The sequence below is a fragment of the Streptomyces sp. NPDC031497 genome (assembly GCF_055580905.1).
This window is the reverse complement of sequence record NZ_JBVIKO010000026.1, coordinates 124,251-146,255: the sequence shown is the minus strand read 5'-3', so window position 1 is coordinate 146,255 and position 22,005 is coordinate 124,251. Positions and strand designations below refer to the sequence as shown.

Genomic DNA, 22,005 nt, shown 5'->3' with positions numbered 1-22,005 from the left:
CCCCCCCCCCCCCCCCCCCCCCCCCCCCCCCCCCCCCCCCCCCCCTCCCCCCCCCGCCCCCCCCCCCCCCCCCCCCCCCCCCCCCCCCCCCCCCCCCCCGCCGTCGTACCGACAGTAGGAAAGCCAGAGGCAGGTCAGCCTCTGCCTCCTCCGTTCCCGTTGTTCCCGCCGTTCTCGTTGCCCTGGATGAAGCCGTCGGGGAAGGAGAAGGTCGGGTTCGGGGTGGTGGTGCCCGCGGTGGTCGCGCCGTCCGTCGTGCCGCCGTCGCCCGTGCCGCCGCCGATGAGCCCGCCGATCAGGCCGCCCGTGTCGTCGCCGCGGCCGTGGCCGTCCCCGTTGCCGTTGCCGTTGCCGTTGCCCTTGTCGTGGTCGTTCTCGTCCGGGATGTCGATGAGGTTGAAGGACTCCGACTGCTTGCCCTCCAGGGCGCCGGTCATGGCGTCCTTCCAGATCGGGCCGGGGGTGTCGGCGCCGTAGACCTCGCTGTGGAAGACGCCGCCGATGGTGATGTTGGTCATCTCGATGTTCTGCTTGGCGCTGCCGACCCAGACCGCGCCCGCGAGGTTGGGCGTGTAGCCGACGAACCAGGCGTTCTTGCGGGAGTCCGTCGTACCCGTCTTGCCGGCGCTCTCGCGGTCGTCCAGGCCGGCCTCCTGACCGGTACCGGAGTCGACCACTCCGCGCAGCAGGGTGTTGATGGTGTCGGCGGTCTTCTCGCTCATCGCCCGCGAGCAGGTCGACTTCGGCACGGCCAGGGACTTCTGCTCGTTGCCGACCTTCTGGGTGATCGACTCGATGGCGACCGGCGTGCAGTACATACCGCGGTCGGCGAAGGTGGCGTACGCGCTCGCCATGGTCAACGGGGAGAGGCCGATCGCGCCGAGGGCGATGGACGGGGTCTGCGGGAGCTTCGAGCCGTCGCCCTGGTGGACGTGGAGCGCGTCGGTCATCTTGACCACCGGGCACAGGCCGATGTCGGAGATCAGCTGGACGAAGTAGGTGTTGATGGACTTCGCCATCGCCTTCTTCATCTGGTACGGCCCGACCTCGGACTCGCTCTCGTTCTCGACCTGCTCGTTCTCCGTGTTGACCCACTGCTTGCCGTCGCACTGCTGGACGGGGCTCGGGTAGTTCATCTTGTACGGCGCCGAGTACTCCTGCGTCGCCGGCTTGCCGCCCTCGATGGCGGCCGCGGCCACGAACGGCTTGAACGTCGAACCCGTCGGGAAGCCGTAGTTGGAGCCGCCGTAGTCCCGGTCGACCGAGAAGTTGTACTCGGTCTCGTTCTTGTTGTAGCCGTACGGCTTCGACTGGCCCATCGCCAGGATCTTGCCGGTGCCGGGCTCCACGAGGGTGGCGGCCGCGGCGACCGAGTCGGCCTTGTAGACGTGGTCCTTGACCGAGGTCTGCACCGACTCCTGGGCCTGCGGGTCCAGGGTGGTACGGATGGTCAGGCCGCCCTGGTTCCAGAGCTTGGCACGCGCCTCGGGGGTCTTGCCGAAGGAGGGGTCGGTGAGGAAGACCTTCTCGACGTACTTGCAGAAGAATCCGGCGCCCTTGGTGGCGGTGATGCAGCCGTTCTTGGGCTGGGTGACATGCAGACCGAGCGGTGCTTCCTTGGCCTTGGCGGCCTCCGCCTGGGAAATGTCGCCGAGTTGGGCCATGCGCTCAAGGACGACGTTGCGCCGCTTGGTGGCCTCGGCCTCGTCGTTGACCGGGTCGTAGCGGCTGGGCGACTGCACGATGCCGGCCAGCAGGGCCGACTGCTGGAGGTTGAGGTTCTTGGCGTGCTGGGAGAAGTAGCGCTGGGAGGCGGCCTCGATGCCGTAGGCCTGCTCGCCGAAGAAGGTGATGTTCAGGTAGTTCTCGAGGATCTTCTTCTTGCCGAGCTTCTCCTCCAGCTGGATCGCGTACTTCAGCTCCTTGACCTTGCGGCCGAGGGTCTGCTGGGTGGCCTGGGCGACCTTGGTGGGGTCGTCGCCGGCCTCCTCGATGAAGTAGTTCTTCACCAGCTGCTGGGTGAGCGTGGAGGCGCCCTGGGCGACCCCGCCGCTCACGGCGTTCTTGTTCAGCGCGCGCAGGACGCCCTTCAGGTCGACGGCGCCGTGCTGGTAGTAGCGCGAGTCCTCGATCGCGACGATCGCCTTCTGCATGTACGGCGAGATGTCCTTGAGGTCCACCACCGTGCGGTCACGGGAGTAGACCTGGGCGATCTGGTTGCCCTGACTGTCGAGGATCCTGGTCCGCTGGCTGAGCTGCGGGCTCTTCAGGTTGGCCGGGATGTCGTCGAAGCCCTGGACCGAGCCCTTGGCCGCGAGGCCCAGGGCACCGGCCGCGGGCAGTGCGATGCCCGCCATCACGGCTCCCGCGAGCACACTGACACCGAGGAACTTGGCGGCCTGCTGCGTGGCCGACAGACCACCGCCCGAGCGCTTCTTTGGCATGGGGGCAGCCTAATCCGTAGGGATGAGCATTCCGCGTGAGCGGGTGGCTCTCGGGATGTTCAAGTGCCGGATCGTGACATAGGGGGCGACGCGACCGGAGGAGTACGGGGTGCGCTGCCGCGGGGTGTGCCGCGGCCCGATCGGCCTGACGGCATGGCGGCGCCTCGCCGACGGCGCGACGACATGAACGGCCTACCTTGCCATTCGCCGGACACGCGCGCAGGCCTTGGCCTAAGCTGCTCTCAACTGTCACAGCAGCGCGGCCACGTATCAATACGTCCGGCGACCCCGAATCGTTCCGGAACCTGCCCACTTTTTTTCGGGTGATGTGTTGATGGCGTGTCCGAATCCGCCTCGTGTGTCATCCGGCGTCCGTTGTGGCGCACCATAGCTGTCCCGGTTTGCCGGGATGATCACGCATGTCGCCAGCTCACTCCCGCGGGTGATCTGCCGCTTACCCATAGTCCGTTCGGGCCATTCAAGATTGGGCCCGAAGGGGGTGTTGCGCTGTGCCCACCTTCCGTAACGTCCTCAACTGGCGGCGGTGAATATGCCGCTGCCGCCGTGGGGGAGCCTCGATTCGGGAGAGGACGGCGCCGGTATGGGCTGGGTAACCGACTGGAGTGCGCAGGCTGCCTGCCGCACTACCGATCCGGATGAACTGTTCGTTCAGGGAGCAGCGCAGAACAGGGCCAAGGCGGTGTGCACCGGGTGTCCGGTACGCACGGAATGCCTCGCCGATGCGCTGGACAATCGCGTCGAGTTCGGCGTGTGGGGAGGAATGACCGAGCGGGAGCGCCGCGCACTGCTGCGCAGGCGGCCCACCGTGACCTCCTGGCGCAGGCTCCTGGAGACAGCGCGCTCGGAGTACGAGCGGGGGACCGGCATCGTCCCCCTCGACAGCGACGAGGTGTACGAGAACTTCGCGGCGGTGGGCTGAATCACCCGTCGCACCACCGACTGCACTTCCCGCCGAACCTGCCGGGGGCATACGCCCTCCGGAGACTAGGCGGGTATACGACTACGGGCCTGTGACCGACTACGGCCATGCGGCTACGGGCCTGTGACCGACTACCGGTATACGGCTACGAGGCCTGTGACCGACTACGGCCGCGGGCCTATGGCCGACCGGCTACCGGCTACGGCCACGGGCCTACTGTCCGACTGCGGGCATACGGCTACGGCAGCTCCGGTCGGCCGGCCGCGAGTCGGTCGCCGATGTCCCGCAGTCCCGCGAGGTCGTGCACATCGCCGGGCAGCGCGGCCACTTCCACCACGGCCACTTCGGGGTGGCGCGCGGTGAAACGGTCACGTGTGCGCTGCTCGCGGGAGAGCAGCTGCATGCGCTCGGCGTGCAGCCTCAGCAGGCCTACGGTGAGCTGGTCGACGGTGCGGTCCGGGCCACCGGAGGAGTCGGACTCGGACGCGTCGGGCCCGGGCTGGGACGAGGGGGATTCGTCGGCCTGGGGTGCCTGAGGTGCCTGGGGCGTCGTCGTCGCGTCGAGTCCGGACGAGGGGGAGCCGTCGGACTCGGACTCGGACGCGGATGATTCAGAACTGCCGTACGTGTCGGGAGAGTTACGAAGTCCAGCTTTCCCGCCACCCTGATCCACAATGCCGGGCTCCTCAAGATTTTCCGCGACCTCGAGATTTTCCGCGGCGGCGAGCGCACGCTCGGCGGACAGCCGGCCGGCACCGCTGCCGTGCACGCGGTTGAGGACCAGACCGACCAGTGGCATGTCCTCCGCTGCCAGCCGCTCCACGAAGTACGCGGCCTCACGCAGCGCGTCCCGCTCCGGAGCCGCCACCACCAGGAATGCCGTACCGGGCGCCTGAAGCAGCTTGTACGTCGCGTCCGCGCGCGTGCGGAACCCGCCGAACGTCGTGTCCATCGCGGCCACGAACGTCTGGACGTCCTTCAGCAGTTGCCCGCCGAGCAGCTTGCCGAGCGTGCCGGTCATCATCGACATGCCGACGTTCAGGAAGGCCATGCCCGCCCGGCCGCCCAGCTTCGCCGGCGCGGTGAGCAGACGGATCAGTTTGCCGTCCAGGAAGGAGCCCAGCCGCTTCGGCGCGTCCAGGAAGTCCAGCGCGGAGCGGGAGGGCGGGGTGTCGACGACGATCAGGTCCCACTCGTCCCGGGCCCGCAGCTGGCCCAGCTTCTCCATCGCCATGTACTCCTGCGTGCCCGCGAAGCCCGCCGAGAGCGACTGGTAGAAGGGGTTGGCCAGGATGGCGGCCGCCCGCTCGGCGTCCGCGTGCGCCTCGACGACCTCGTCGAAGGTGCGCTTCATGTCGAGCATCATGGCGTGCAGTTCGCCGCCGGCCCGCCGCCCGCCGTCCTCGGCCGAGTCGCCGTGCGGTGACCCTGTGCGCTCCTCCGTGCCCTTCACCTTCCGTGGCACGTTGTCGAGCGAGTCGATGCCCATGGACTGCGCCAGCCGCTTGGCCGGGTCGATGGTGAGCACGACCACCTTGCGGCCGCGCTCGGCCGCCCGCAGCCCCAGCGCCGCCGCGGTCGTCGTCTTCCCGACCCCGCCCGAGCCGCAGCACACCACGATCCGGGTGTTCGGGTCGTCCAGCAGCGCGTCGACGTCGAGTGCGGGCGCGTGGGCCAGCCGGCGCGTGCCGTCCTGCGTCGGCTCCGAGTCCGGGTCCGAAGTCATGACATCCCCTGTTTCCGCAGCTCGGTGGCGAGTTCGTACAGGCCCGCCAGGTCCATCCCCTCGGCGAGCAGCGGCAGTTCGTGCCGCGGCAGGTCCAGCTCGGCGAGGACCGCGCGCTGCTCGTGCTCCAGCGCGTACCGCTCGGCGTACTCGGAGGCCTGTGCGAGCAGCGGGTCCACCAGCTGCCCGGCCTTCCCGCCGCGCCGCGCCCCGCCCAGCCCCGCGGCCGACAGCGCCTGCGCCACGGCGGTGCGCGGCACCGTCCGTACGAGTTCCAGGTCGGCCGCGTCCAACATCTCCGGCCGGACCATGTTCACAATGACCCGGCCCACCGGCAGCCGCGCGGCGCGCAGTTCGGCGATGCCGTCGGCGGTCTCCTGGACCGGCATCTCCTCCAGGAGGGTGACCAGGTGCACGGCCGTCTCCTTGGACTTCAGCACCCGCATCACGGCCTGCGCCTGATTGTGTATCGGGCCGATCTTGGCGAGGCCGGCCACCTCGTCGTTCACGTTCAGGAAGCGGGTGATGCGGCCGGTCGGCGGGGCGTCCATGACGACGTAGTCGTAGATGAAGCGGCCGGCCTTGTCCTTCCTGCGGACCGCCTCGCACGCCTTGCCGGTCAGGAGGACGTCTCTCAGCCCCGGCGCGACGGTGGTGGCGAAGTCGATCGCGCCGAGCTTCTTCAGGGCCCGGCCGGCCCCGCCGAGCTTGTAGAACATCTGGAGGTAGTCCAGAAGGGCCAGTTCGGGATCGATGGCCAGCGCATGGACCTCACCCCCTCCCGGCGCGACCGCGATCTTCCGCTCTTCGTAGGGCAATGCCTCCGTCTCGAAGAGCTGGGCGATGCCCTGCCGACCCTCGACCTCCACGAGAAGCGTCCGCTTCCCCTCGGTCGCGAGGGCCAGCGCGAGTGCGGCGGCGACCGTCGTCTTTCCGGTCCCGCCCTTGCCGCTGACGACCTGGAGCCTGCTCACATCTTCGAGACTAACCAGTCGGCCGGACACTCACGCGGGAGGCTGTGGACAACCGTGCGTACGGTGGGCCGCCGGAGCCGGTGGCCGACCGCCCTGACCGGCCCGGCAGTCGGCCACGTGTCCCGTCCGTCACAGCGGATACAGTCGGCCCCATGACCAAGTGGGAATACGCAACCGTGCCGCTGCTCGTCCATGCCACGAAGCAGATTCTGGACACCTGGGGCGAGGACGGCTGGGAGCTCGTCCAGGTCGTGCCCGGGCCCAACAACCCCGAACAGCTCGTGGCCTACCTGAAGCGGGAGAAGCCGTGACGAGCGCCGTCGAGGCCAAGCTGGCCGAACTCGGTCTTTCGCTGCCGGCGGTCGTCCCGCCGCTCGCCGCCTACCAGCCGGCCGTCCGGTCGGGTGCGTACGTCTACACCAGCGGCCAGCTGCCGATGGTGGACGGCAAGCTCCCGGTCACCGGCAAGGTCGGCGCCGAGGTCACCGCGGAGGAGGCCAAGGCACTGGCCCGCACCTGCGCGCTGAACGCCCTGGCCGCCGTGAAGTCCGTCGCCGGTGACCTGGACCGCATCGCGCGCGTGGTGAAGGTCGTCGGCTTCGTCGCCTCCGCGACCGACTTCACCGGCCAGCCCGGTGTGATCAACGGCGCCAGCGAGCTGCTCGGCGAGGTCCTCGGCGACAAGGGCGTGCACGCGCGTAGCGCGGTGGGCGTCGCGGTGCTGCCGCTGGACGCACCGGTCGAGGTCGAGGTCCAGGTCGAACTGCTGCCGTAACCGCGTCCGGCCGGCCGCCGCCGTAGCCGCATCCGGCTGTTGCTGTGAACGGCATCCGGCATCCGGCTGCCGGCGCGACCGCGTCCGGCTGCCGTCGTGGCCGCGTCCGGCCGGCCGCCGCCGTAGCCGCACCCGGCTGTTGCTGTGAACGGCGTCCGGCCGCCGACGTGACCGCTTCCGGCCGCCCCCGTGGCACCTCCGGGTGCCCCGGAGCCCCTCTCGAACATTCGCTCCCCACGGGATAGCCTCCGGTAATGGCCGATGGACAGTGGTATCCCCCGGAGTGGCCGGACCGCATCCGCGCGCACGCGGAGGGCACCCTCGTACCGGTGTCCCCGAAGCGCGCGGCGACCGTCCTGCTCCTGAAGGACACCCCTGGCGGCCCCGTGGTCCACATGCTGCGCAGACGCGCCTCCATGGCCTTCGCCGGAGGCGCGTACGCGTATCCCGGCGGCGGTGTCGACCCGCGTGACGACGACCACCAGGTCCGCTGGGCGGGCCCCACGCGCGCGTGGTGGGCGCAGCGGCTCGGCGTCGACGAGGCGGGCGCCCAGGCGATCGTCTGCGCTGCCGTGCGGGAGACGTACGAGGAGGCCGGCGTCCTGCTCGCGGGCCCGGCCGCCGACTCCGTGGTCGGGGACACCACCGGGGACGACTGGGAGGCCGACCGCGCGGCCCTGGTCGCCCGTGACCTGTCCTTCGCCCAGTTCCTGGACCGGCGGGGCCTGGTCCTCCGCTCGGACCTGCTGGGCGCCTGGACACGCTGGATCACCCCGGAGTTCGAGACCCGGCGCTACGACACCTGGTTCTTCGTCGCCGCCCTCCCGGAGGGCCAGCGCACCCGGAACGCCTCCACGGAGGCCGACCGCACGGTGTGGATCCGCCCGGCGGAGGCGGCCGCCGGCTACGACAAGGGCGAGCTGCTGATGATGCCGCCCACCATCGCGACCCTGCGCCAGCTGACGTCGTACGCCACGGCCGCCGAGACGCTCACGGCGGCGCCCGCGCGGGACATGACGCCGGTGCTGGCCCGCGCCCGCCTGGAGGGCGGTGAGATCGTCCTGACCTGGCCGGGCCACGACGAGTTCACCAAGCACATACCGACCGACCTCACGACCGGGGGAGCCTGAGCATGACGAACGCAGCAGCCCTGCCCGGCCAGCCGCGCGGCGGGGTCCTCTCGGGGCCCGCCACCGTGCGGGCCGTCAACGTGCTGGCCCCCAACGCCTCCGTGATGACCCTGGACGGCACCAACACCTGGATCGTCGCCGAGCCGGACTCCGACCTGGCCGTGGTGATCGACCCCGGTCCGCTGGACGACGGCCACCTCGAGAACGTCGTCGACACGGCCGAGAAGGCCGGCAAGCGCATCGCGCTCACCCTGCTGACCCACGGCCACCTCGACCACGCCGAGGGCGCCGTCCGCTTCGCCGAACTGACCCGCACGCGCGTGCGTGCCCTCGATCCGGCGCTGCGCCTGGGCGACGAGGGACTGGCGGCCGGCGACGTGATCACGACCGGCGGCCTGGAGCTCCGGGTCGTACCCACACCCGGTCACACCGCCGACTCCCTCAGCTTCCACCTCCCGGCCGACCGCGCGATCCTGACCGGCGACACCATCCTGGGGCGCGGCACGACGGTCGTGGCCCACCCGGACGGCCGTCTGGGCGACTATCTGGACTCGCTGCGACGGCTGCGCTCCCTGACCGTCGACGACGGCGTCCACACCGTCCTGCCGGGCCACGGACCCGTCCTGGAAGACGCCCAGGGCGCCGTCGAGTTCTACCTGGCCCACCGCGCCCACCGGCTCGCCCAGGTCGAGACGGCCGTGGAGAACGGCCACCGCGGCCCCGCCGAAGTCGTCGCCCACGTCTACGCGGACGTGGACCGCTCCCTGTGGCCGGCCGCGGAGCTGTCGGTACGGGCCCAGCTGGACTACCTCGGCGAGCACGGGCTGATCTGACCCCGGAGCTACTCCCAGCCCTCAGGTCTGGGGGCCTTCACGCCGTGCACGCGCGCGTACTCGTTTGCGAGCCACGGGCCCAGGTCGTCGGCATACGTCCGCAGCACCGCGCGGTCACCGACCGGCTCGTACCCCAACTCGGCCGCGCGGCGCAGCTGTTCGGACCGCTCCGGGTAGTAGCCGGCGAACGCCTCGGCCATCTCCCGCAGATCGCTGGTCCAGCCGTTCCAGCGGGGCATGACGAGGGTGAAGCCGGTGCGCACGAGATGCCGGGACATGAAACGCACCAGGGGCCGCAAGGCCTCCTCGCTGTCGCCCGCGGCCGCGATCCGCTGCCGCCAGCGCGGCAGGTACCGGGCCAGGTCGCCGTTGGTCTCGCGGGCGAGCAGGGAGTCGGGGCGGTAGCGCGGCAGGAACTCGGCGAGGTCCTCGCCGAGCAGCGGGGTGCACAGGCAGGCCACGAACCAGCCGATGTCGTACCGTTCCAGCTCGCTGAGCACCCGCGTGCGGGAGTAGAGCAGCGTCCCGACCCCGTCGATCTCAGGGAACTCCTTGTCGACGGCCTCGCCGAGGGCACCGGCCGCGTCCCGGTCGGCGCCGGTGGGCTCCGCGCGCAGGACGGCCACCAGATCCAGGTCGCTGCGCCCCACGTGCGCGGTGCCGCGAGGGATCGATCCGTAGAGGTAGGCGCTGTCCAGCCGTGCCCCGAAGACGTCCAGGAGCCGGTCGCGGGCGGCGGCGACCACGGGACGGAAAACGTGCGGCACGCGCGCGTGCGAGCCTTCGCGCTCGATGAAGCCCAGGGGGTCGAGACCCCGGGACGCGACTGTTTCAGTCATGGGGAACCAGATATCAGCCCGTCCGGCGCTTGAGGACGAGGCCGAACGCCGATCCCAGAAACCGGCTACTACCGAGAACGCTTCGCCAGACGCTCGACGTCCAGCAGGATCACGGCCCGCGCCTCCAGGCGCAGCCAGCCACGCTGGGCGAAGTCCGCCAGCGCCTTGTTCACGGTCTCACGGGACGCGCCGACCAGCTGGGCCAGCTCCTCCTGCGTGAGGTCGTGGACGACGTGGATGCCCTCCTCGGACTGCACGCCGAAGCGGCGCGAGAGGTCCAGCAGGGCGCGCGCGACACGGCCCGGAACGTCGGAGAAGACCAGGTCGGACATGGCGTCGTTGGTCTTGCGCAGCCGGCGGGCGACGGCGCGCAGCAGGGCGGTGGCCACCTCCGGGCGGGCGTTCAGCCAGGGCTGGAGGTCACCGTGGCCCAGGCCCAGCAGCTTGACCTCGGTCAGCGCCGTCGCCGTCGCCGTACGCGGGCCCGGGTCGAACAGCGACAGCTCGCCGATCAGTTCGCCGGGTCCGACGACGGCGAGCATGTTCTCGCGGCCGTCGGGGGAAGTGCGGTGGAGCTTGACCTTGCCCTCGGTGACGACATAGAGCCGGTCACCCGGGTCGCCCTCGTGGAACAGGGAGTCGCCACGTGCGAGGGTCACCTCACTCATGGAGGCACGCAGCTCCGCGGACTGCTCGTCATCGAGCGCCGCGAAGAGCGGGTTGCGCCGCAGAACGTCGTCCACGAGTTCTCTCCTTGTCGACCTGCTCAGGGGATCTTGCTCCCCCTTGGTACCAGGGGACCGTGCTCCCCATTTTGCCGGAGGATTCAAACAGTGTGATCTGTCACAAGGATGCCGCACAGGTCTCCGGAGGTAAGCGGCAGGGGTCCAATCGGGGGCTGATCTTCCGGGTCCGGGGCGGATGTCGGTGCCGGGCTCTAGGCTGGCCGGGTGTCCAAATCGCCGGTGAGAGCACAGGCCAAGGGAGCTGGACGGGTGGTTGTACGTCGTGATTCCGCCGTGGGCGAACAGGGGTCCGATGCTGCCCCTGGTGAGCCGAAAAAGGCGACGAAAGAGGCAAAAGCCGTGAAGAAGGTGGCTGCCGCGAAAACTCCGGCCGCGAAGACTCCGGTCGCGACGAAGAAGGCGGCGCAGAAGAAGGCCGCGGCGAAGAAGACGGCACCGGCGAAGACCGCGGCCGGGCAGACGGCTTCGAAGCGGCCCGCGTCCAAGGCCGCCGCGTCCAAGAAGGCCGCTGCCGAGAAGCCGCAGGTGGCCTGGAAGCCCGAGTCGCACACCGCGCTGGTCCGCCGTGCCCGCCGGATCGACCGCGAGCTCGCCGAGGTGTATCCCTACGCCCACCCCGAGCTGGACTTCGAGAACCCCTTCCAGCTCCTGCTCGCCACGGTGCTCTCCGCCCAGACCACCGACCTGCGCGTCAACCAGACCACCCCGACGCTCTTCGCGAAGTACCCCACCCCCGAGGAGCTGGCCGAGGCCAACCCGGAGGAGGTCGAGGAGATCCTCCGGCCGTGCGGCTTCTTCCGGGCCAAGACCAAGTCGGTGATAGGGCTCTCCAAGGGCCTGGTGGAGTCGTTCGGCGGTGAGGTCCCGGGGCGGCTCGAAGACCTCGTCAAGCTGCCCGGCGTCGGCCGCAAGACCGCCTTCGTCGTGCTGGGCAACGCCTTCGGGCGCCCCGGCATCACCGTGGACACGCACTTCCAGCGCCTGGTCCGCCGCTGGCGGTGGACGGCGGAGACCGACCCCGACAAGATCGAGGCGGCCGTCGGCGCGCTGTTCCCCAAGAGCGACTGGACCGACCTCTCGCACCACGTGATCTGGCACGGCCGCCGGATGTGCCACGCCCGCAAGCCCGCCTGCGGGGTCTGTCCCATCGCGCCGCTCTGCCCGGCCTACGGCGAGGGCGAGACCGACCCGGAGAAGGCGAAGAAGCTGCTCAAGTACGAGAAGGGCGGCTTCCCCGGCCAGCGCCTCAGGCCGCCGCAGGCGTATCTGGACGCGGGTGGCAGGCCGGCGCCGCCGCTGGGCGCCGCATCAGGGACATGACCTAGGGATCTTCTGAGGGGCGAGAAACGGAACGATCAAGGAGTCTTCGGGCGTTGGAACGGGCAGACGGGGGCAGCAGGGCAGGACGGGGGATGCCATGACACAGGGCGGCAAGGCGCACACGGGGGATCCGCGTGGAGGCGTGGCGCTCAGCGAGGACGGCCTGCCGGAGTGGCTGGACCCGGTGGTGCGGGCCGCCGAGACGGTCCAGCCGGTCCAGCTGAGCCGCTTCCTTCCGCCGGAGAACGGCGCGGGGCGGCAGTCGGCCGTGCTGATCCTGTTCGGCGAGGGCGAGCAGGGGCCGGAGCTGCTGCTCATGGAGCGGGCCGGCAGCTTGCGCTCACACGCCGGGCAGCCCTCGTTCCCCGGTGGCGCCCTCGACCCCGAGGACGGCGATCCGAAGGCCGACGGGCCGCTGCGGGCCGCTCTCCGCGAGGCCGAGGAGGAGACCGGCCTCGATCCGGCCGGCGTCCAGCTGTTCGGGGTGCTGCCCAGGCTCTACATCCCGGTGAGTCACTTCGTGGTCACCCCGGTGCTGGGCTGGTGGCGCGAGCCGAGCCCGGTGGGGGTGGTGGATCCGAACGAGACGGCGAGGGTCTTCACGGTCCCCGTGGCGGATCTCACGAATCCGGCCAACCGGGCCACCGCCGTGCACCCCAGCGGCCACCGAGGTCCGGCATTCCTGGTCGAATCGACCTTGGTGTGGGGGTTCACGGCAGGGGTGATCGACCGGTTGCTGCACTACGCGGGATGGGAGCGCTCCTGGGACCGCGAGAAGCTGGTCCCGCTCGACTGGCGGTCATGACAGGGTGTCCACCGTGAATGTGCTGGACATCCTGTTGCTGGTCGCCGCCGTGTGGTTCGCGATCGTCGGCTACCGCCAGGGGTTCGTCGTCGGCATCCTGTCGGTGATCGGCTTCCTGGGCGGCGGACTCGTGGCCGTCTACGTCCTGCCGGTGATCTGGGACGCGGTGACCGACAACGCCGAGGTGGGCACGACCGCCGCGGTGGTCGCCGTGGTCGTCGTCATCGTCTGCGCCTCCGTCGGCCAGGCCCTGACCACGCATCTGGGCAACAAGCTGCGCCGGTACATCACCTGGTCCCCGGCCCGCGCCCTGGACGCCACCGGCGGCGCGCTGGTCAACGTGCTGGCGATGCTGCTGGTCGCCTGGCTGATCGGCTCCGCGCTCGCGGGCACCACGCTGCCGACGCTCGGCAAGGAGGTCCGCAACTCCAAGGTGCTCCTCGGGGTGTCCAGAGCGCTGCCCAACCAGGCCGACACCTGGTTCGCGGACTTCTCCGCGGTCCTCGCGCAGAACGGCTTCCCGCAGGTCTTCAGCCCCTTCGCCAACGAGCCGATCACCGATGTCTCACCGCCCGACCCCGCCCTCGCGAACAGCGCGGTGGCCACCACCGCCAAGCGGTCCATCGTCAAGGTGACGGGCACCGCGCAGAGCTGCGGCAAGATCCTCGAGGGCACCGGCTTCGTCTTCGCTGACCGCCGGGTCATGACCAACGCGCACGTGGTCGGCGGCGTCGACGAACCCACCGTCCAGATCGGCGGCGAGGGCCGCAAGTACGACGCCAAAGTCGTCCTCTACGACTGGCAGCGCGACATCGCCGTACTCGATGTGCCGGACCTGCCGGCGAAGGCCCTGACGTTCTCCACCGGGGACGCGGCGACCAGCGACAGCGCGATCGTCGCCGGGTTCCCGGAGAACGGGTCGTACGACGTCCGTGCCGCCCGCGTGCGCGGCCGTATCACCGCCAACGGCCCGGACATCTACCACCGTGGCACCGTCCGCCGTGACGTCTACTCGCTGTACGCGACCGTCCGTCAGGGCAACTCCGGCGGCCCGCTGCTCACGCCCAAGGGCCAGGTGTACGGGGTCGTCTTCGCGAAGTCACTGGACGACGCCGACACCGGGTACGCCCTCACGGCCGACGAGATCCAGGCGGACATCGCCCGGGGCCGTACCGCGAATCAGCAGGTCGGGACCGACAGCTGCGCACTGTGAGGGATCATGCGCGGGTATGGCGCAGACGGACCGAGACCCAGCGGGCCCGGCGGCGCAGGATGTGCGGAATCCCCACCCTGAGGTCCGTGCCCGGCAGCTGCGGGGCGGCTCCTCGATGGGAGTTCAGACCGCCTGTCGTACGGCGGTTGCGGGGTGCGTCACTGTAGTCGTGCGTCCAGCCCATACCCCGACGTCTGCCCCCGCCCCAAGGTCGATAACCTCCGGCGTGGCCCTCAATCGGCCTATGCGCGGGGCATGTGGCCGTTCGTAGAACAGGTGTGCAGATCCGGATACCGGGCGCATCGGCGCGGTCACCGATCCGGCTCGGGGTCTTTCAGCCAGTTGACCAGTTCGGTGGAGAACGCGGCCGGGTCCTCCTCGTGCGGGAAGTGCCCGAGCCCGTCGAACAGCCGCCAGCGGTACGGGGCTTCGACGTACTCGCCGGAGCCGGCCGCGCTGCGGGTGCGGGCCACCGGGTCCAGGGAGCCGTGCAGGTGCAGCGTCGGGACGCGCACCGGGCGCTTCATCCGGCGGTTGAACTGGATGCCGTCCGGGCGGGCCAGCGAGCGCACCAGCCAGCGGTACGGCTCGATCGAGCAGTGCGCGGTGGAGGGGATGCACATGGCTCGCTGGTACGTCTCCACCACCTCGTCGTCCGGCAGCCGTGGGCCGGACCAGTCCCGGATCAGCCGGCCGACCAGCGCGCCGTCGTCGGCGGTGAGCTGCCGCTCGGGGACCCACGGCCGCTGGAAGCCCCAGATGTAGGAGGCGGCGGCGGACTGCCGGCGGTCCCGGAGCATCGCCGAGCGCCAGCGCCGCGGGTGTGGCATGGACACGACTGCGAGCCGTCGTACCAGCTTGGGACGCATCGCGGCCGCGGTCCACGCCAGGTAGCCGCCCAGGTCGTGTCCGACCAGCGCGGCGTCGGGCTCGCCGAGGGAGCGGATCACGCCGGTGATGTCGAGGGCGAGGTTGGCCGGGTCGTAGCCGCGCGGGGTCCGGTCGCTGCCGCCGACGCCCCTGAGGTCCATGGCGACGGCCCGGAAGCCCGCGTCGGCGAGCGCGACCAGCTGGTGCCGCCAGGCCCACCAGAACTCCGGGAAGCCGTGCACCAGCATGACCAGCGGGCCGTCGCCGAGTTCGGCGATGTGGAAGCGCGCGCCGTTCGCCGCGACGTCCCGGTGTGTCCAGGGGCCTTCGAGCCGTACGGCCGAGGGGGCGGGATCGCTCATGACGACGAGCGTCCCACAGCCTCGATGGCCGGCACGTCATCCCTGGGGAGTGCCGGACGCGGATGCGGCTTGGCGTTCTGCAGTACGCCCGCCGTCTCCTTCACCGACGCGGCCACCTTCTGCGGGCCCTTGCCCTTCTTGGCCTTCTTCGCGAACACCACGCCGATCAGCGCGAGGGCGACGGCCACCAGGACGTTCGCCGCGAAGGAGAGCAGGAAGCAGATCGCGAGGTTCCAGTGGCTCCAGGTCCGAATGCCGTAGGCCAGCGCGAAGTTGAGCATCGGCAGGGAGAACAGCAGGAGCACACCGGCCGCCGAGAAGGCGCCGCCGCTCGTCGCGCCCCGCTTGACGTCCTGCTTCAGCTGGGCCTTGGCCAGCGCGATCTCGTCGTGCACCAGCGCCGACATCTCGGCCGTGGCCGAGGCGAACAACTGGCCGATGCTGCGTTCGGCACCGACCGGGCTGCCGTCGGGTGCGCTCATCGCGGTCTCCCTCTGCGTACTTGTCATCGTCTTTTGTACCGTCTCGTCAGATCATGCCGGACGGTTGCCCTGCGCGCCTGCCCCGCCCGCCACTTCGGCACGCGCGTCTTGCCCCGCGGGGGCCCTGGTCGGCCCCTACCCGGCGGCCTGCCCGGCTTTCTCGGCGGCTATCCGGCGGTGCTCGGCGGCCTTGCGGTCGTAGATCTCCGCCATCCGCAGGTGGTACGCCGGGTCGTCCTGTTCGTAGACGTCCGGGATGCCGTCGAGGTCCTCGTCCCGCTCCTCGGCCTCGACCAGCCGCCGGTAGCGGGTGTTGCGTATCTTCAGCAGCACCGTGGCGCACAGGGCCGCGATCAGCGAGCCGGTGAGTACGGCGGCCTTGACCTCGTCGGTGAGCACGGCGTCGCCGGCGAAGGCGAGTTCGCCGATGAGCAGCGACACGGTGAAGCCGATACCGGCGAGCGAGGCGACCGCGAAGAGGTCGCCCCAGGCGAGGTCCTCGCTGAGCGAGGCCCGGGTGAAGCGGGCGGTCAGCCAGGTCCCGCCGAATATCCCGACCGTCTTGCCGACCACCAGCCCGAGCACCACCCCGAGCGTCTCGGGCTTGCCGAACACGTCCCCGAGCGCCCCTCCGGACACCCTCACGCCGGCGCTGAAGAGCGCGAACAGGGGCACGGCGAGCCCCGCCGACAACGGCCGCACCAGATGCTCGATGTGCTCGCCGGGGGAGTGCTCCTCACCCTTGCGGGTGGTGCAGCGCAGCATCAGGCCCATGGCGACACCGGCGATGGTCGCGTGCACGCCGCTGTTGTACATCAGCGCCCAGATGACGAGGGCGAGCGGCACGTACACGTACCAGCCGCGTACGCCCTTCCTCAGCAGCAGCCAGAAGACGGCCAGGCCCAGGACCGCGCCGCCGAGCGCGGCGAAGTCGATCCGGGCGGTGAAGAAGACCGCGATGATCAGGATCGCGAACAGGTCGTCGACGACCGCGAGGGTGAGCAGGAAGGCGCGCAGGGCGCTCGGCAGCGAGGTGCCGATGACGGCCAGCACGGCCAGCGCGAAGGCGATGTCGGTGGCCGTGGGCACCGCCCAGCCCTGGGTGGAGCCGCCGCCGGCGAAGTTGGTGAGGGTGTAGACGAGCGCCGGTACGACCATGCCGCACAGCGCGGCGACCACCGGCAGCACGGCCGCCTTGGGATCCCGCAGGTCCCCGGCCACCAGTTCTCGTTTGAGCTCGATGCCGGCGACGAAGAAGAAGACCGCGAGCAGGCCGTCGGCGGCCCAGTGGGTGACGGAGAGGTTCAGGCCGAGGGCGCCGGGGCCGAGGTGGAAGTCGCCGGCGGTCTCGTAGCTGTGGTGCAGCGCCGGTACGTTCGCCCAGACCAGTGCGGCTATCGCGGCGATCAGCAGCAGCACACCGCCGACGGTCTCGGTCCGCAGCGCGTCCGCCACGATGGTCCGCTCGGGCAGCGAGAGCCGGCCGAGGACCTTGCGGGCGGGGGTGGTGCGGGGCGCGGGCACGGAGACCTCCGGTCGGTGGGCAGGACGGGGCTACTTGCCGACCAGACTTCCCGGCACACCTTGAGGAACACGCTGCTTTGCTTAGTTTACCTAAGGTGTGGCGGGAGTTGTCAGGTGAGTCTCACGGTAGGTGCAAAAGGGGCGCCCGGCGCGTTTCGCGCCGGGCGCCCCTTTTGGGGACCGTCGGTCGGGGTCAGTCCTCGCTCGGCGCCGCCGGGAGCTTCGCCTGGATGAGGTCCATGACCGTCGAGTCCGTCAGCGTGGTCACATCACCGAGCTGGCGGTTCTCGGCGACATCGCGCAGCAGTCGGCGCATGATCTTGCCGGAGCGGGTCTTCGGCAGCTCCGCCACCGGCAGGACCCGCTTGGGCTTCGCGATCGGGCCGAGCGTGGCACCGACGTGGTTGCGCAGCTCGTTGACGAGGCCCTCGTCCTCGGCGTTCGCCGTACCGCGCAGGATCACGAAGGCGACGATCGCCTGCCCGGTCGTGTCGTCCGCCGCGCCGACCACCGCCGCCTCGGCGACCGACGGGTGCGACACCAGCGCCGACTCCACCTCGGTCGTGGAGATGTTGTGCCCGGAGACCAGCATGACGTCGTCCACCCGGCCGAGCAGCCAGATGTCGCCGTCGTCGTCCTTCTTCGCCCCGTCACCGGCGAAGTACTTGCCCTCGAAACGCGACCAGTAGGTGTCCAGGAACCGCTGGTCGTCGCCCCAGATCGTGCGCAGCATCGACGGCCACGGCTCGGTCAGCACCAGGTAGCCGCCACCGCCGTCGGGCACCTCGCGCGCCTCGTCGTCCACCACCGTGGCCGAGATGCCGGGCAGCGGGGTCTGCGCGGAACCGGGCTTGGTCGCGGTGACACCCGGCAGCGGCGAGATCATCATCGCGCCGGTCTCGGTCTGCCACCAGGTGTCCACGATGGGCGTCCTGTCGGCGCCGATGTGCTTGCGGTACCAGATCCAGGCCTCGGGGTTGATGGGCTCGCCCACCGAACCCAGCACCCGCAGCGAGGACAGGTCGAACTTCGCGGGGATGTCGTCGCCCCACTTCATGAACGTGCGGATCGCGGTGGGGGCGGTGTACAGGATCGTCACCCCGTACTTCTGCACGATCTCCCAGAACCGGCCCTGGTGCGGGGTGTCCGGGGTGCCCTCGTACATCACCTGCGTCGCGCCGTTGGCCAGCGGCCCGTACACGATGTACGAGTGGCCGGTCACCCAGCCGACGTCGGCCGTGCACCAGTACACGTCCGTCTCCGGCTTGAGGTCGAACACCGCCCAGTGCGTGTACGACGCCTGGGTGAGGTAGCCGCCCGAGGTGTGCAGGATGCCCTTCGGCTTACCGGTCGTCCCGGACGTGTAGAGGATGAACAGCGGGTGCTCGGCGTCGAAGGCCTCGGGCGTGTGTTCGGCCGACTGCCGCTCCACGACCTCGTGCCACCACACGTCCCGCGTGTCGTCCCAGGCCACTTCCTGCCCGGTGCGCCGGACGACCAGCACATGCTCGACATTGCCGGCCTTGCCGACCGCCTCGTCCACGGCCGGCTTGAGCGCGGACGGCTTGCCGCGCCGGTAGCCGCCGTCGGAGGTGATGACCACCTTGGCGTCCGCGTCCTGGATACGGGTGGCGAGCGCGTCCGCCGAGAAGCCGCCGAACACCACGGAGTGCGCGGCGCCGATCCGGGCGCAGGCGAGCATCGCGATCGCCGTCTCCGGGATCATCGGCATGTACACCGCGACCCGGTCGCCCTTGCGGACGCCCAGCTCCAGCAGGGCGTTCGCCGCCTTGGAGACCTCGTCCTTCAGTTCGGCATAGGTGATCGCGCGGCTGTCGCCGGGCTCGCCCTCGAAGTGGATGGCGACCCGGTCGCCGTTGCCGGCCTCCACGTGCCGGTCCACGCAGTTGTACGCGACGTTGAGCTCGCCGTCCTTGAACCACTTCGCGAACGGCGGGTTCGACCAGTCCAGCGTCTCGGTCGGCTCCTTGGCCCAGGTCAGCCGGCGGGCCTGCGCGGCCCAGAAGCCGAGCCTGTCAGCCTTGGCCTGTTCGTACGCCTCGGCCGTGACATTGGCGTTCTCGGCCAGGTCAGCGGGCGGCGCGAAGCGTCGCTCCTCCCTCAAGAGGTTGGCCAGGCTTTCGTTGCTCACGACATCTCCCTTTCCAAGGGTGTCCGTTGTGTCCCGGGCCACAGCTCATCAGACCTGGGGTCCGGTGACAAGGGCCGTCAGAAAATTGGTTTAGACCTGTCGGGTGCGGCGGAACGTAGGGGCACGCCGGTGCCGGCCTGGACGGCGCCGACAGGCCCCCGCCGCCCTTTCCTCAGGCCGGGCTGCGCAGCTCCTCCGCGCCCGGTACCCCCTCGAACACCTCTCCCTCTTCTTCGCCTCCGGCCCGGCGCAGCAGATACGCCTGCGCCTCGCCCACATGGAAGTACATCCCATCCAGCTCCAGCTCACCGGCCGCCAGCGCCCGCGCCACCGAGTCGTGGGCCCGAAGATGCTCCAGCTGCTGGACCACATTGGTCAGACAGAGCCGCTCCGTGGCGTCCGCCGCCGCCCGCCCGGCCAGCCGGACCCCCGGCCAGCCGTCGTCGGCCAGCCGCGCCAGGCTCGGCAGCCCGTGCCGCAGCCAGCGCCCGAGCGGACTCGTGCCGCCCCCCGACCCGGAACTCAGCAGCGCCTGCATCGCCCCGCACCCGGAGTGCCCGCACACCGTGATGGACCGCACCTTCAGCACGTCCACCGCGTACTCGATCGCGGCCGACACCGAGTCGTCGCCGTTCTCCTCACCCGGAAGGGGGACCAGGTTGCCGACGTTGCGGACCACGAACAGGTCACCCGGACCACTGGAGGTGATCATCGACGTGACGAGCCGGGAGTCGGCGCAGGTGAGGAAGAGCTGCGACGGCCGCTGCCCCTCGCGCGCCAGCCGGGCCAGCTCCTCCCGCACCAGGGGCGCGGTGTCGCGCTGGAACGCGCTGATCCCGCGGGCGAGTTCATGACCGGCACCGTCCGCTGCGCCGCCGCCCCACCGGGCGATGCCCGACCTGACGAGGCCAGGTCCATGGGCGAGGCCCGGTTCCCGGCCGTGACTCGCACGAGGCTCGCGAACCTCCTCCTGTTCCTGTCCTCGGCCGTACTCCGCTGAGCGCACGCCCACCCGGCAGCCGGTCAGCTCGGCGGAGCCGCCCTGTGCGGTGTGGGCCCTGCGCCAGTCCCGCAGTGACTCGTACGCCGCGTGGTCCATGAACGAACCGTGCAACTCCACCACGGCGTGGGCGCCTTGGGGTACGAGATGCAGGGCTCTGCTGAGCCGGGGCACGGCGAGGAACGTCAGCTGACCTCTTACATGTACGCGATGGACTCCCCCCTTCTCCTCATGGGTGATACGGGTGCGGGCGACGCGGTTCAGGGCGACGGCGACGGCCACGGCGACCCCGAGGAGCACGCCCTCCAGGACGCCGAGCACCACCACGCCGAGGGTGGTGACGACGTACACCGCGACCTCACGGTGGCGGGTCACCGTGCGGATGTGGTGCAGGGACACCATCTGGATGCCGACGGCCATCACCAGGGCGGCGAGCGAGGCGAGCGGGATGAGATCCAGGACCGGGACCATCAGCAGCGCGGCGACTACTACGAAAACGCCGTGCAGCATCGTGGAGTTCCGGCTGACGGCACCGGATTGCACATTCGCCGAACTGCGCACCGCGACCCCCGCGACCGGCAGCCCGCCGAGCGCCCCGGAGACGATGTTGGCGGCGCCCTGACCGAGCAGCTCGCGGTCCAGGCGGGACCGGCCGACCCGGGACTGGAGTCCGGGGCGCCCGGCCACCAGCTTGTCCACGGCGACCGCACCGAGCAGCGACTGCACGCTGCACACCAGCGTGGTGGTGAGGACGGCGGCGACGATTCCGAGCACCGGCCCCTCGGGCAGCCCCGCCAGGGCATGGCTGCTCCAGGACGGCAGGTCGACCCGGGGCAGGGCGAGCCCGGTGAGCGAGGCGGTCGCGGTGGCACCGGCGACGGCGACCAGGGCCGCCGGAACCGTGCGCAGCAGACGGCCCGCTCTGCCGGGGATCCGGGGCCAGCCGAACAGCAGGGCCAGGGTCAGCGCGCTCATCGTCACGGCGGCCGGGTGCAGGTTCACCAACTGGGCGGGCAACGCCCGGACATTGGCGAGGACCGAGCTCTGCGGGGTGCCGCCGAGGACGATGTGCAGCTGGGCGACGGCGATGGTGACACCGATGCCGGCGAGCATGCCGTGCACCACGGCCGGGCTGACGGCGAGTGCGGTGCGGGCCACGCGCAGGCAGCCCAGGCCCAGTTGGGCCAGTCCGGCGAGGACGGTGATGCCGCAGGTGGCCCGCCAGCCGTAACGGTGGATCAGGTCGGCGGTGACCACGGTGAGTCCGGCGGCCGGGCCGCTGACCTGGAGCGGGCAGCCGCCGAGCCGCCCGGCGACCACTCCGCCGACGGCCGCCGCGACCAGCCCGGCCTGGAGCGGGGCGCCGGTGGCGAGGGCGATGCCGAGGGACAGCGGCAGGGCGATCAGGAACACCGAGACGGACGCGGACAGGTCGGCGCCCTCGATCCGGAAGCGGCGGCGCGGGGGCGTGGGCGGGCTCGGTGGCCGGTCGGCGCCCTTGGCGGGCTGGGGCCTTGTGGCTTCGGCACGGGCGCCGGCCCGGGCCGGGCCGAGGTTCTCGGGGTGGGTGGGTACGCAGGCTGATGACATGTTTCCCGTCTCCTCCGGGGCAGCGCGGTCGCGGATCAGGGGGTCCCCTCGCCAGTGGGCTGGGGCTCGGTCGCGGCCGTGGGTCACGGCGTGCAGTGGCGGGATGAATCAACAATCGGTAAACGAATCGTAATGCAGAGTAAAGGTCAAGCATGGATTTTCTGCGCAAATGGGGCACCTCTTCACCTCCATGGGTGAAGTGAGCAGTTCATCGGCTTGTCGTATTAATCCCTCTCTCGGTCCTATGCGACCTTGGCGGCGCTGTCGGCACATACCCGGC

19 protein-coding genes are annotated in these 22,005 nt (G+C 70.7%); 8 read left to right on the top strand and 11 right to left on the bottom strand.

What is annotated here, in order from left to right:
• Nucleotides 1-134: 134 nt before the first annotated feature.
• Nucleotides 135-2,444 carry a transglycosylase domain-containing protein gene (locus ACZ5K7_RS38745; protein WP_468921442.1) on the bottom strand — a complete coding sequence of 770 codons (2,310 nt, stop codon included), beginning with the start codon at nucleotides 2,442-2,444 and terminating at the stop codon, nucleotides 135-137.
• A gap of 601 nt (nucleotides 2,445-3,045) precedes the next feature.
• On the opposite strand from ACZ5K7_RS38745, the gene wblA reads away from it, so the two are divergent.
• Nucleotides 3,046-3,384, top strand: a complete 339-nt coding sequence (gene wblA, locus ACZ5K7_RS38740) for a transcriptional regulator WblA (protein WP_468921456.1) — start codon at nucleotides 3,046-3,048, stop codon at nucleotides 3,382-3,384.
• Nucleotides 3,385-3,622: 238 nt separating this feature from the next.
• On the opposite strand, the gene bagB is transcribed toward wblA, so the two are convergent.
• The gene (gene bagB / locus ACZ5K7_RS38735) at nucleotides 3,623-5,110 is read right to left on the bottom strand and encodes an ATPase BagB (protein WP_468921439.1); all 1,488 of its coding nucleotides are present in this window, start codon (nucleotides 5,108-5,110) and stop codon (nucleotides 3,623-3,625) included.
• Nucleotides 5,107-6,084, bottom strand: a complete 978-nt coding sequence (bagA, locus tag ACZ5K7_RS38730; RefSeq protein ID WP_468921436.1) for an ATPase BagA — start codon at nucleotides 6,082-6,084, stop codon at nucleotides 5,107-5,109. Before bagA ends, bagB begins: the two co-directional genes overlap by 4 nt.
• Before the next feature lie 152 nt (nucleotides 6,085-6,236).
• Here bagA and ACZ5K7_RS38725 point away from each other — a divergent pair, with 152 nt between their 5' ends.
• The 4 genes from ACZ5K7_RS38725 (at nucleotide 6,237) to ACZ5K7_RS38710 (ending at nucleotide 8,822) form a co-directional block, all read left to right on the top strand.
• Nucleotides 6,237-6,395 carry a DUF4177 domain-containing protein gene (locus ACZ5K7_RS38725; RefSeq protein WP_019992579.1) on the top strand — a complete coding sequence of 53 codons (159 nt, stop codon included), beginning with the start codon at nucleotides 6,237-6,239 and terminating at the stop codon, nucleotides 6,393-6,395.
• The gene (locus ACZ5K7_RS38720; protein WP_351713353.1) at nucleotides 6,392-6,859 is read left to right on the top strand and encodes a RidA family protein; all 468 of its coding nucleotides are present in this window, start codon (nucleotides 6,392-6,394) and stop codon (nucleotides 6,857-6,859) included. Before ACZ5K7_RS38725 ends, ACZ5K7_RS38720 begins: the two co-directional genes overlap by 4 nt.
• A 254-nt stretch (nucleotides 6,860-7,113) precedes the next feature.
• Entirely contained in the window at nucleotides 7,114-7,989 is an 876-nt protein-coding gene (locus ACZ5K7_RS38715; RefSeq protein ID WP_468921431.1) for an NUDIX hydrolase, read from the top strand.
• 2 nt (nucleotides 7,990-7,991) lie between these two features.
• The gene (locus ACZ5K7_RS38710; protein WP_468921428.1) at nucleotides 7,992-8,822 is read left to right on the top strand and encodes an MBL fold metallo-hydrolase; all 831 of its coding nucleotides are present in this window, start codon (nucleotides 7,992-7,994) and stop codon (nucleotides 8,820-8,822) included.
• Between the two features lie 8 nt (nucleotides 8,823-8,830).
• On the opposite strand, the gene ACZ5K7_RS38705 is transcribed toward ACZ5K7_RS38710, so the two are convergent.
• Complete coding sequence (locus ACZ5K7_RS38705) at nucleotides 8,831-9,661, bottom strand: nucleotidyltransferase (RefSeq protein WP_468921425.1); 831 nt, start codon at nucleotides 9,659-9,661, stop codon at nucleotides 8,831-8,833.
• Nucleotides 9,662-9,729: 68 nt separating this feature from the next.
• Complete coding sequence (locus ACZ5K7_RS38700; protein ID WP_018547939.1) at nucleotides 9,730-10,404, bottom strand: Crp/Fnr family transcriptional regulator; 675 nt, start codon at nucleotides 10,402-10,404, stop codon at nucleotides 9,730-9,732.
• Nucleotides 10,405-10,746: 342 nt separating this feature from the next.
• On the opposite strand from ACZ5K7_RS38700, the gene nth reads away from it, so the two are divergent.
• From nth to ACZ5K7_RS38685, 3 genes are all read left to right on the top strand, one after another.
• Complete coding sequence (nth, locus tag ACZ5K7_RS38695; protein ID WP_468921422.1) at nucleotides 10,747-11,727, top strand: endonuclease III; 981 nt, start codon at nucleotides 10,747-10,749, stop codon at nucleotides 11,725-11,727.
• A 97-nt stretch (nucleotides 11,728-11,824) separates the two neighbouring features.
• Nucleotides 11,825-12,532 carry an NUDIX hydrolase gene (locus ACZ5K7_RS38690; RefSeq protein WP_351713363.1) on the top strand — a complete coding sequence of 236 codons (708 nt, stop codon included), beginning with the start codon at nucleotides 11,825-11,827 and terminating at the stop codon, nucleotides 12,530-12,532.
• A 13-nt stretch (nucleotides 12,533-12,545) separates the two neighbouring features.
• Complete coding sequence (locus ACZ5K7_RS38685; RefSeq protein WP_351713365.1) at nucleotides 12,546-13,745, top strand: MarP family serine protease; 1,200 nt, start codon at nucleotides 12,546-12,548, stop codon at nucleotides 13,743-13,745.
• Between the two features lie 4 nt (nucleotides 13,746-13,749).
• Here ACZ5K7_RS38685 and ACZ5K7_RS38680 read toward each other — a convergent pair whose 3' ends face one another.
• The 6 genes from ACZ5K7_RS38680 to ACZ5K7_RS38655 form a co-directional block, all read right to left on the bottom strand.
• Nucleotides 13,750-13,929 (bottom strand): hypothetical protein, encoded by a 180-nt coding sequence (locus tag ACZ5K7_RS38680; RefSeq protein WP_351713367.1) that lies wholly within the window; start codon nucleotides 13,927-13,929, stop codon nucleotides 13,750-13,752.
• A 127-nt stretch (nucleotides 13,930-14,056) separates the two neighbouring features.
• Complete coding sequence (locus ACZ5K7_RS38675; protein ID WP_351713369.1) at nucleotides 14,057-14,977, bottom strand: alpha/beta fold hydrolase; 921 nt, start codon at nucleotides 14,975-14,977, stop codon at nucleotides 14,057-14,059.
• Entirely contained in the window at nucleotides 14,974-15,459 is a 486-nt protein-coding gene (locus ACZ5K7_RS38670; protein WP_351713371.1) for a phage holin family protein, read from the bottom strand. The genes ACZ5K7_RS38675 and ACZ5K7_RS38670 overlap by 4 nt, the downstream gene beginning before the upstream one ends.
• Before the next feature lie 135 nt (nucleotides 15,460-15,594).
• Nucleotides 15,595-16,983 carry a Na+/H+ antiporter NhaA gene (nhaA, locus tag ACZ5K7_RS38665; RefSeq protein WP_468921416.1) on the bottom strand — a complete coding sequence of 463 codons (1,389 nt, stop codon included), beginning with the start codon at nucleotides 16,981-16,983 and terminating at the stop codon, nucleotides 15,595-15,597.
• A gap of 193 nt (nucleotides 16,984-17,176) precedes the next feature.
• The gene (acs, locus tag ACZ5K7_RS38660) at nucleotides 17,177-19,135 is read right to left on the bottom strand and encodes an acetate--CoA ligase (RefSeq protein WP_468921413.1); all 1,959 of its coding nucleotides are present in this window, start codon (nucleotides 19,133-19,135) and stop codon (nucleotides 17,177-17,179) included.
• Between the two features lie 172 nt (nucleotides 19,136-19,307).
• Nucleotides 19,308-21,725, bottom strand: a complete 2,418-nt coding sequence (locus ACZ5K7_RS38655) for a SulP family inorganic anion transporter (protein WP_468921410.1) — start codon at nucleotides 21,723-21,725, stop codon at nucleotides 19,308-19,310.
• Nucleotides 21,726-22,005 lie beyond the last annotated feature (280 nt).

Coding starts and splice junctions, on each gene's coding strand:
- ACZ5K7_RS38725 (WP_019992579.1), top strand. CDS start 6,237: ATGACCAAGTGGGAATACGCAACCGTGCCGCTGCTCGTCCATGCCACG.
- ACZ5K7_RS38710 (WP_468921428.1), top strand. CDS start 7,992: ATGACGAACGCAGCAGCCCTGCCCGGCCAGCCGCGCGGCGGGGTCCTC.
- ACZ5K7_RS38655 (WP_468921410.1), bottom strand. CDS start 21,725: ATGTCATCAGCCTGCGTACCCACCCACCCCGAGAACCTCGGCCCGGCC.
- ACZ5K7_RS38690 (WP_351713363.1), top strand. CDS start 11,825: ATGACACAGGGCGGCAAGGCGCACACGGGGGATCCGCGTGGAGGCGTG.
- bagB (WP_468921439.1), bottom strand. CDS start 5,110: ATGACTTCGGACCCGGACTCGGAGCCGACGCAGGACGGCACGCGCCGG.
- ACZ5K7_RS38745 (WP_468921442.1), bottom strand. CDS start 2,444: ATGCCAAAGAAGCGCTCGGGCGGTGGTCTGTCGGCCACGCAGCAGGCC.
- ACZ5K7_RS38670 (WP_351713371.1), bottom strand. CDS start 15,459: ATGAGCGCACCCGACGGCAGCCCGGTCGGTGCCGAACGCAGCATCGGC.
- ACZ5K7_RS38705 (WP_468921425.1), bottom strand. CDS start 9,661: ATGACTGAAACAGTCGCGTCCCGGGGTCTCGACCCCCTGGGCTTCATC.
- wblA (WP_468921456.1), top strand. CDS start 3,046: ATGGGCTGGGTAACCGACTGGAGTGCGCAGGCTGCCTGCCGCACTACC.
- ACZ5K7_RS38715 (WP_468921431.1), top strand. CDS start 7,114: ATGGCCGATGGACAGTGGTATCCCCCGGAGTGGCCGGACCGCATCCGC.
- ACZ5K7_RS38680 (WP_351713367.1), bottom strand. CDS start 13,929: ATGGGCTGGACGCACGACTACAGTGACGCACCCCGCAACCGCCGTACG.
- ACZ5K7_RS38675 (WP_351713369.1), bottom strand. CDS start 14,977: ATGAGCGATCCCGCCCCCTCGGCCGTACGGCTCGAAGGCCCCTGGACA.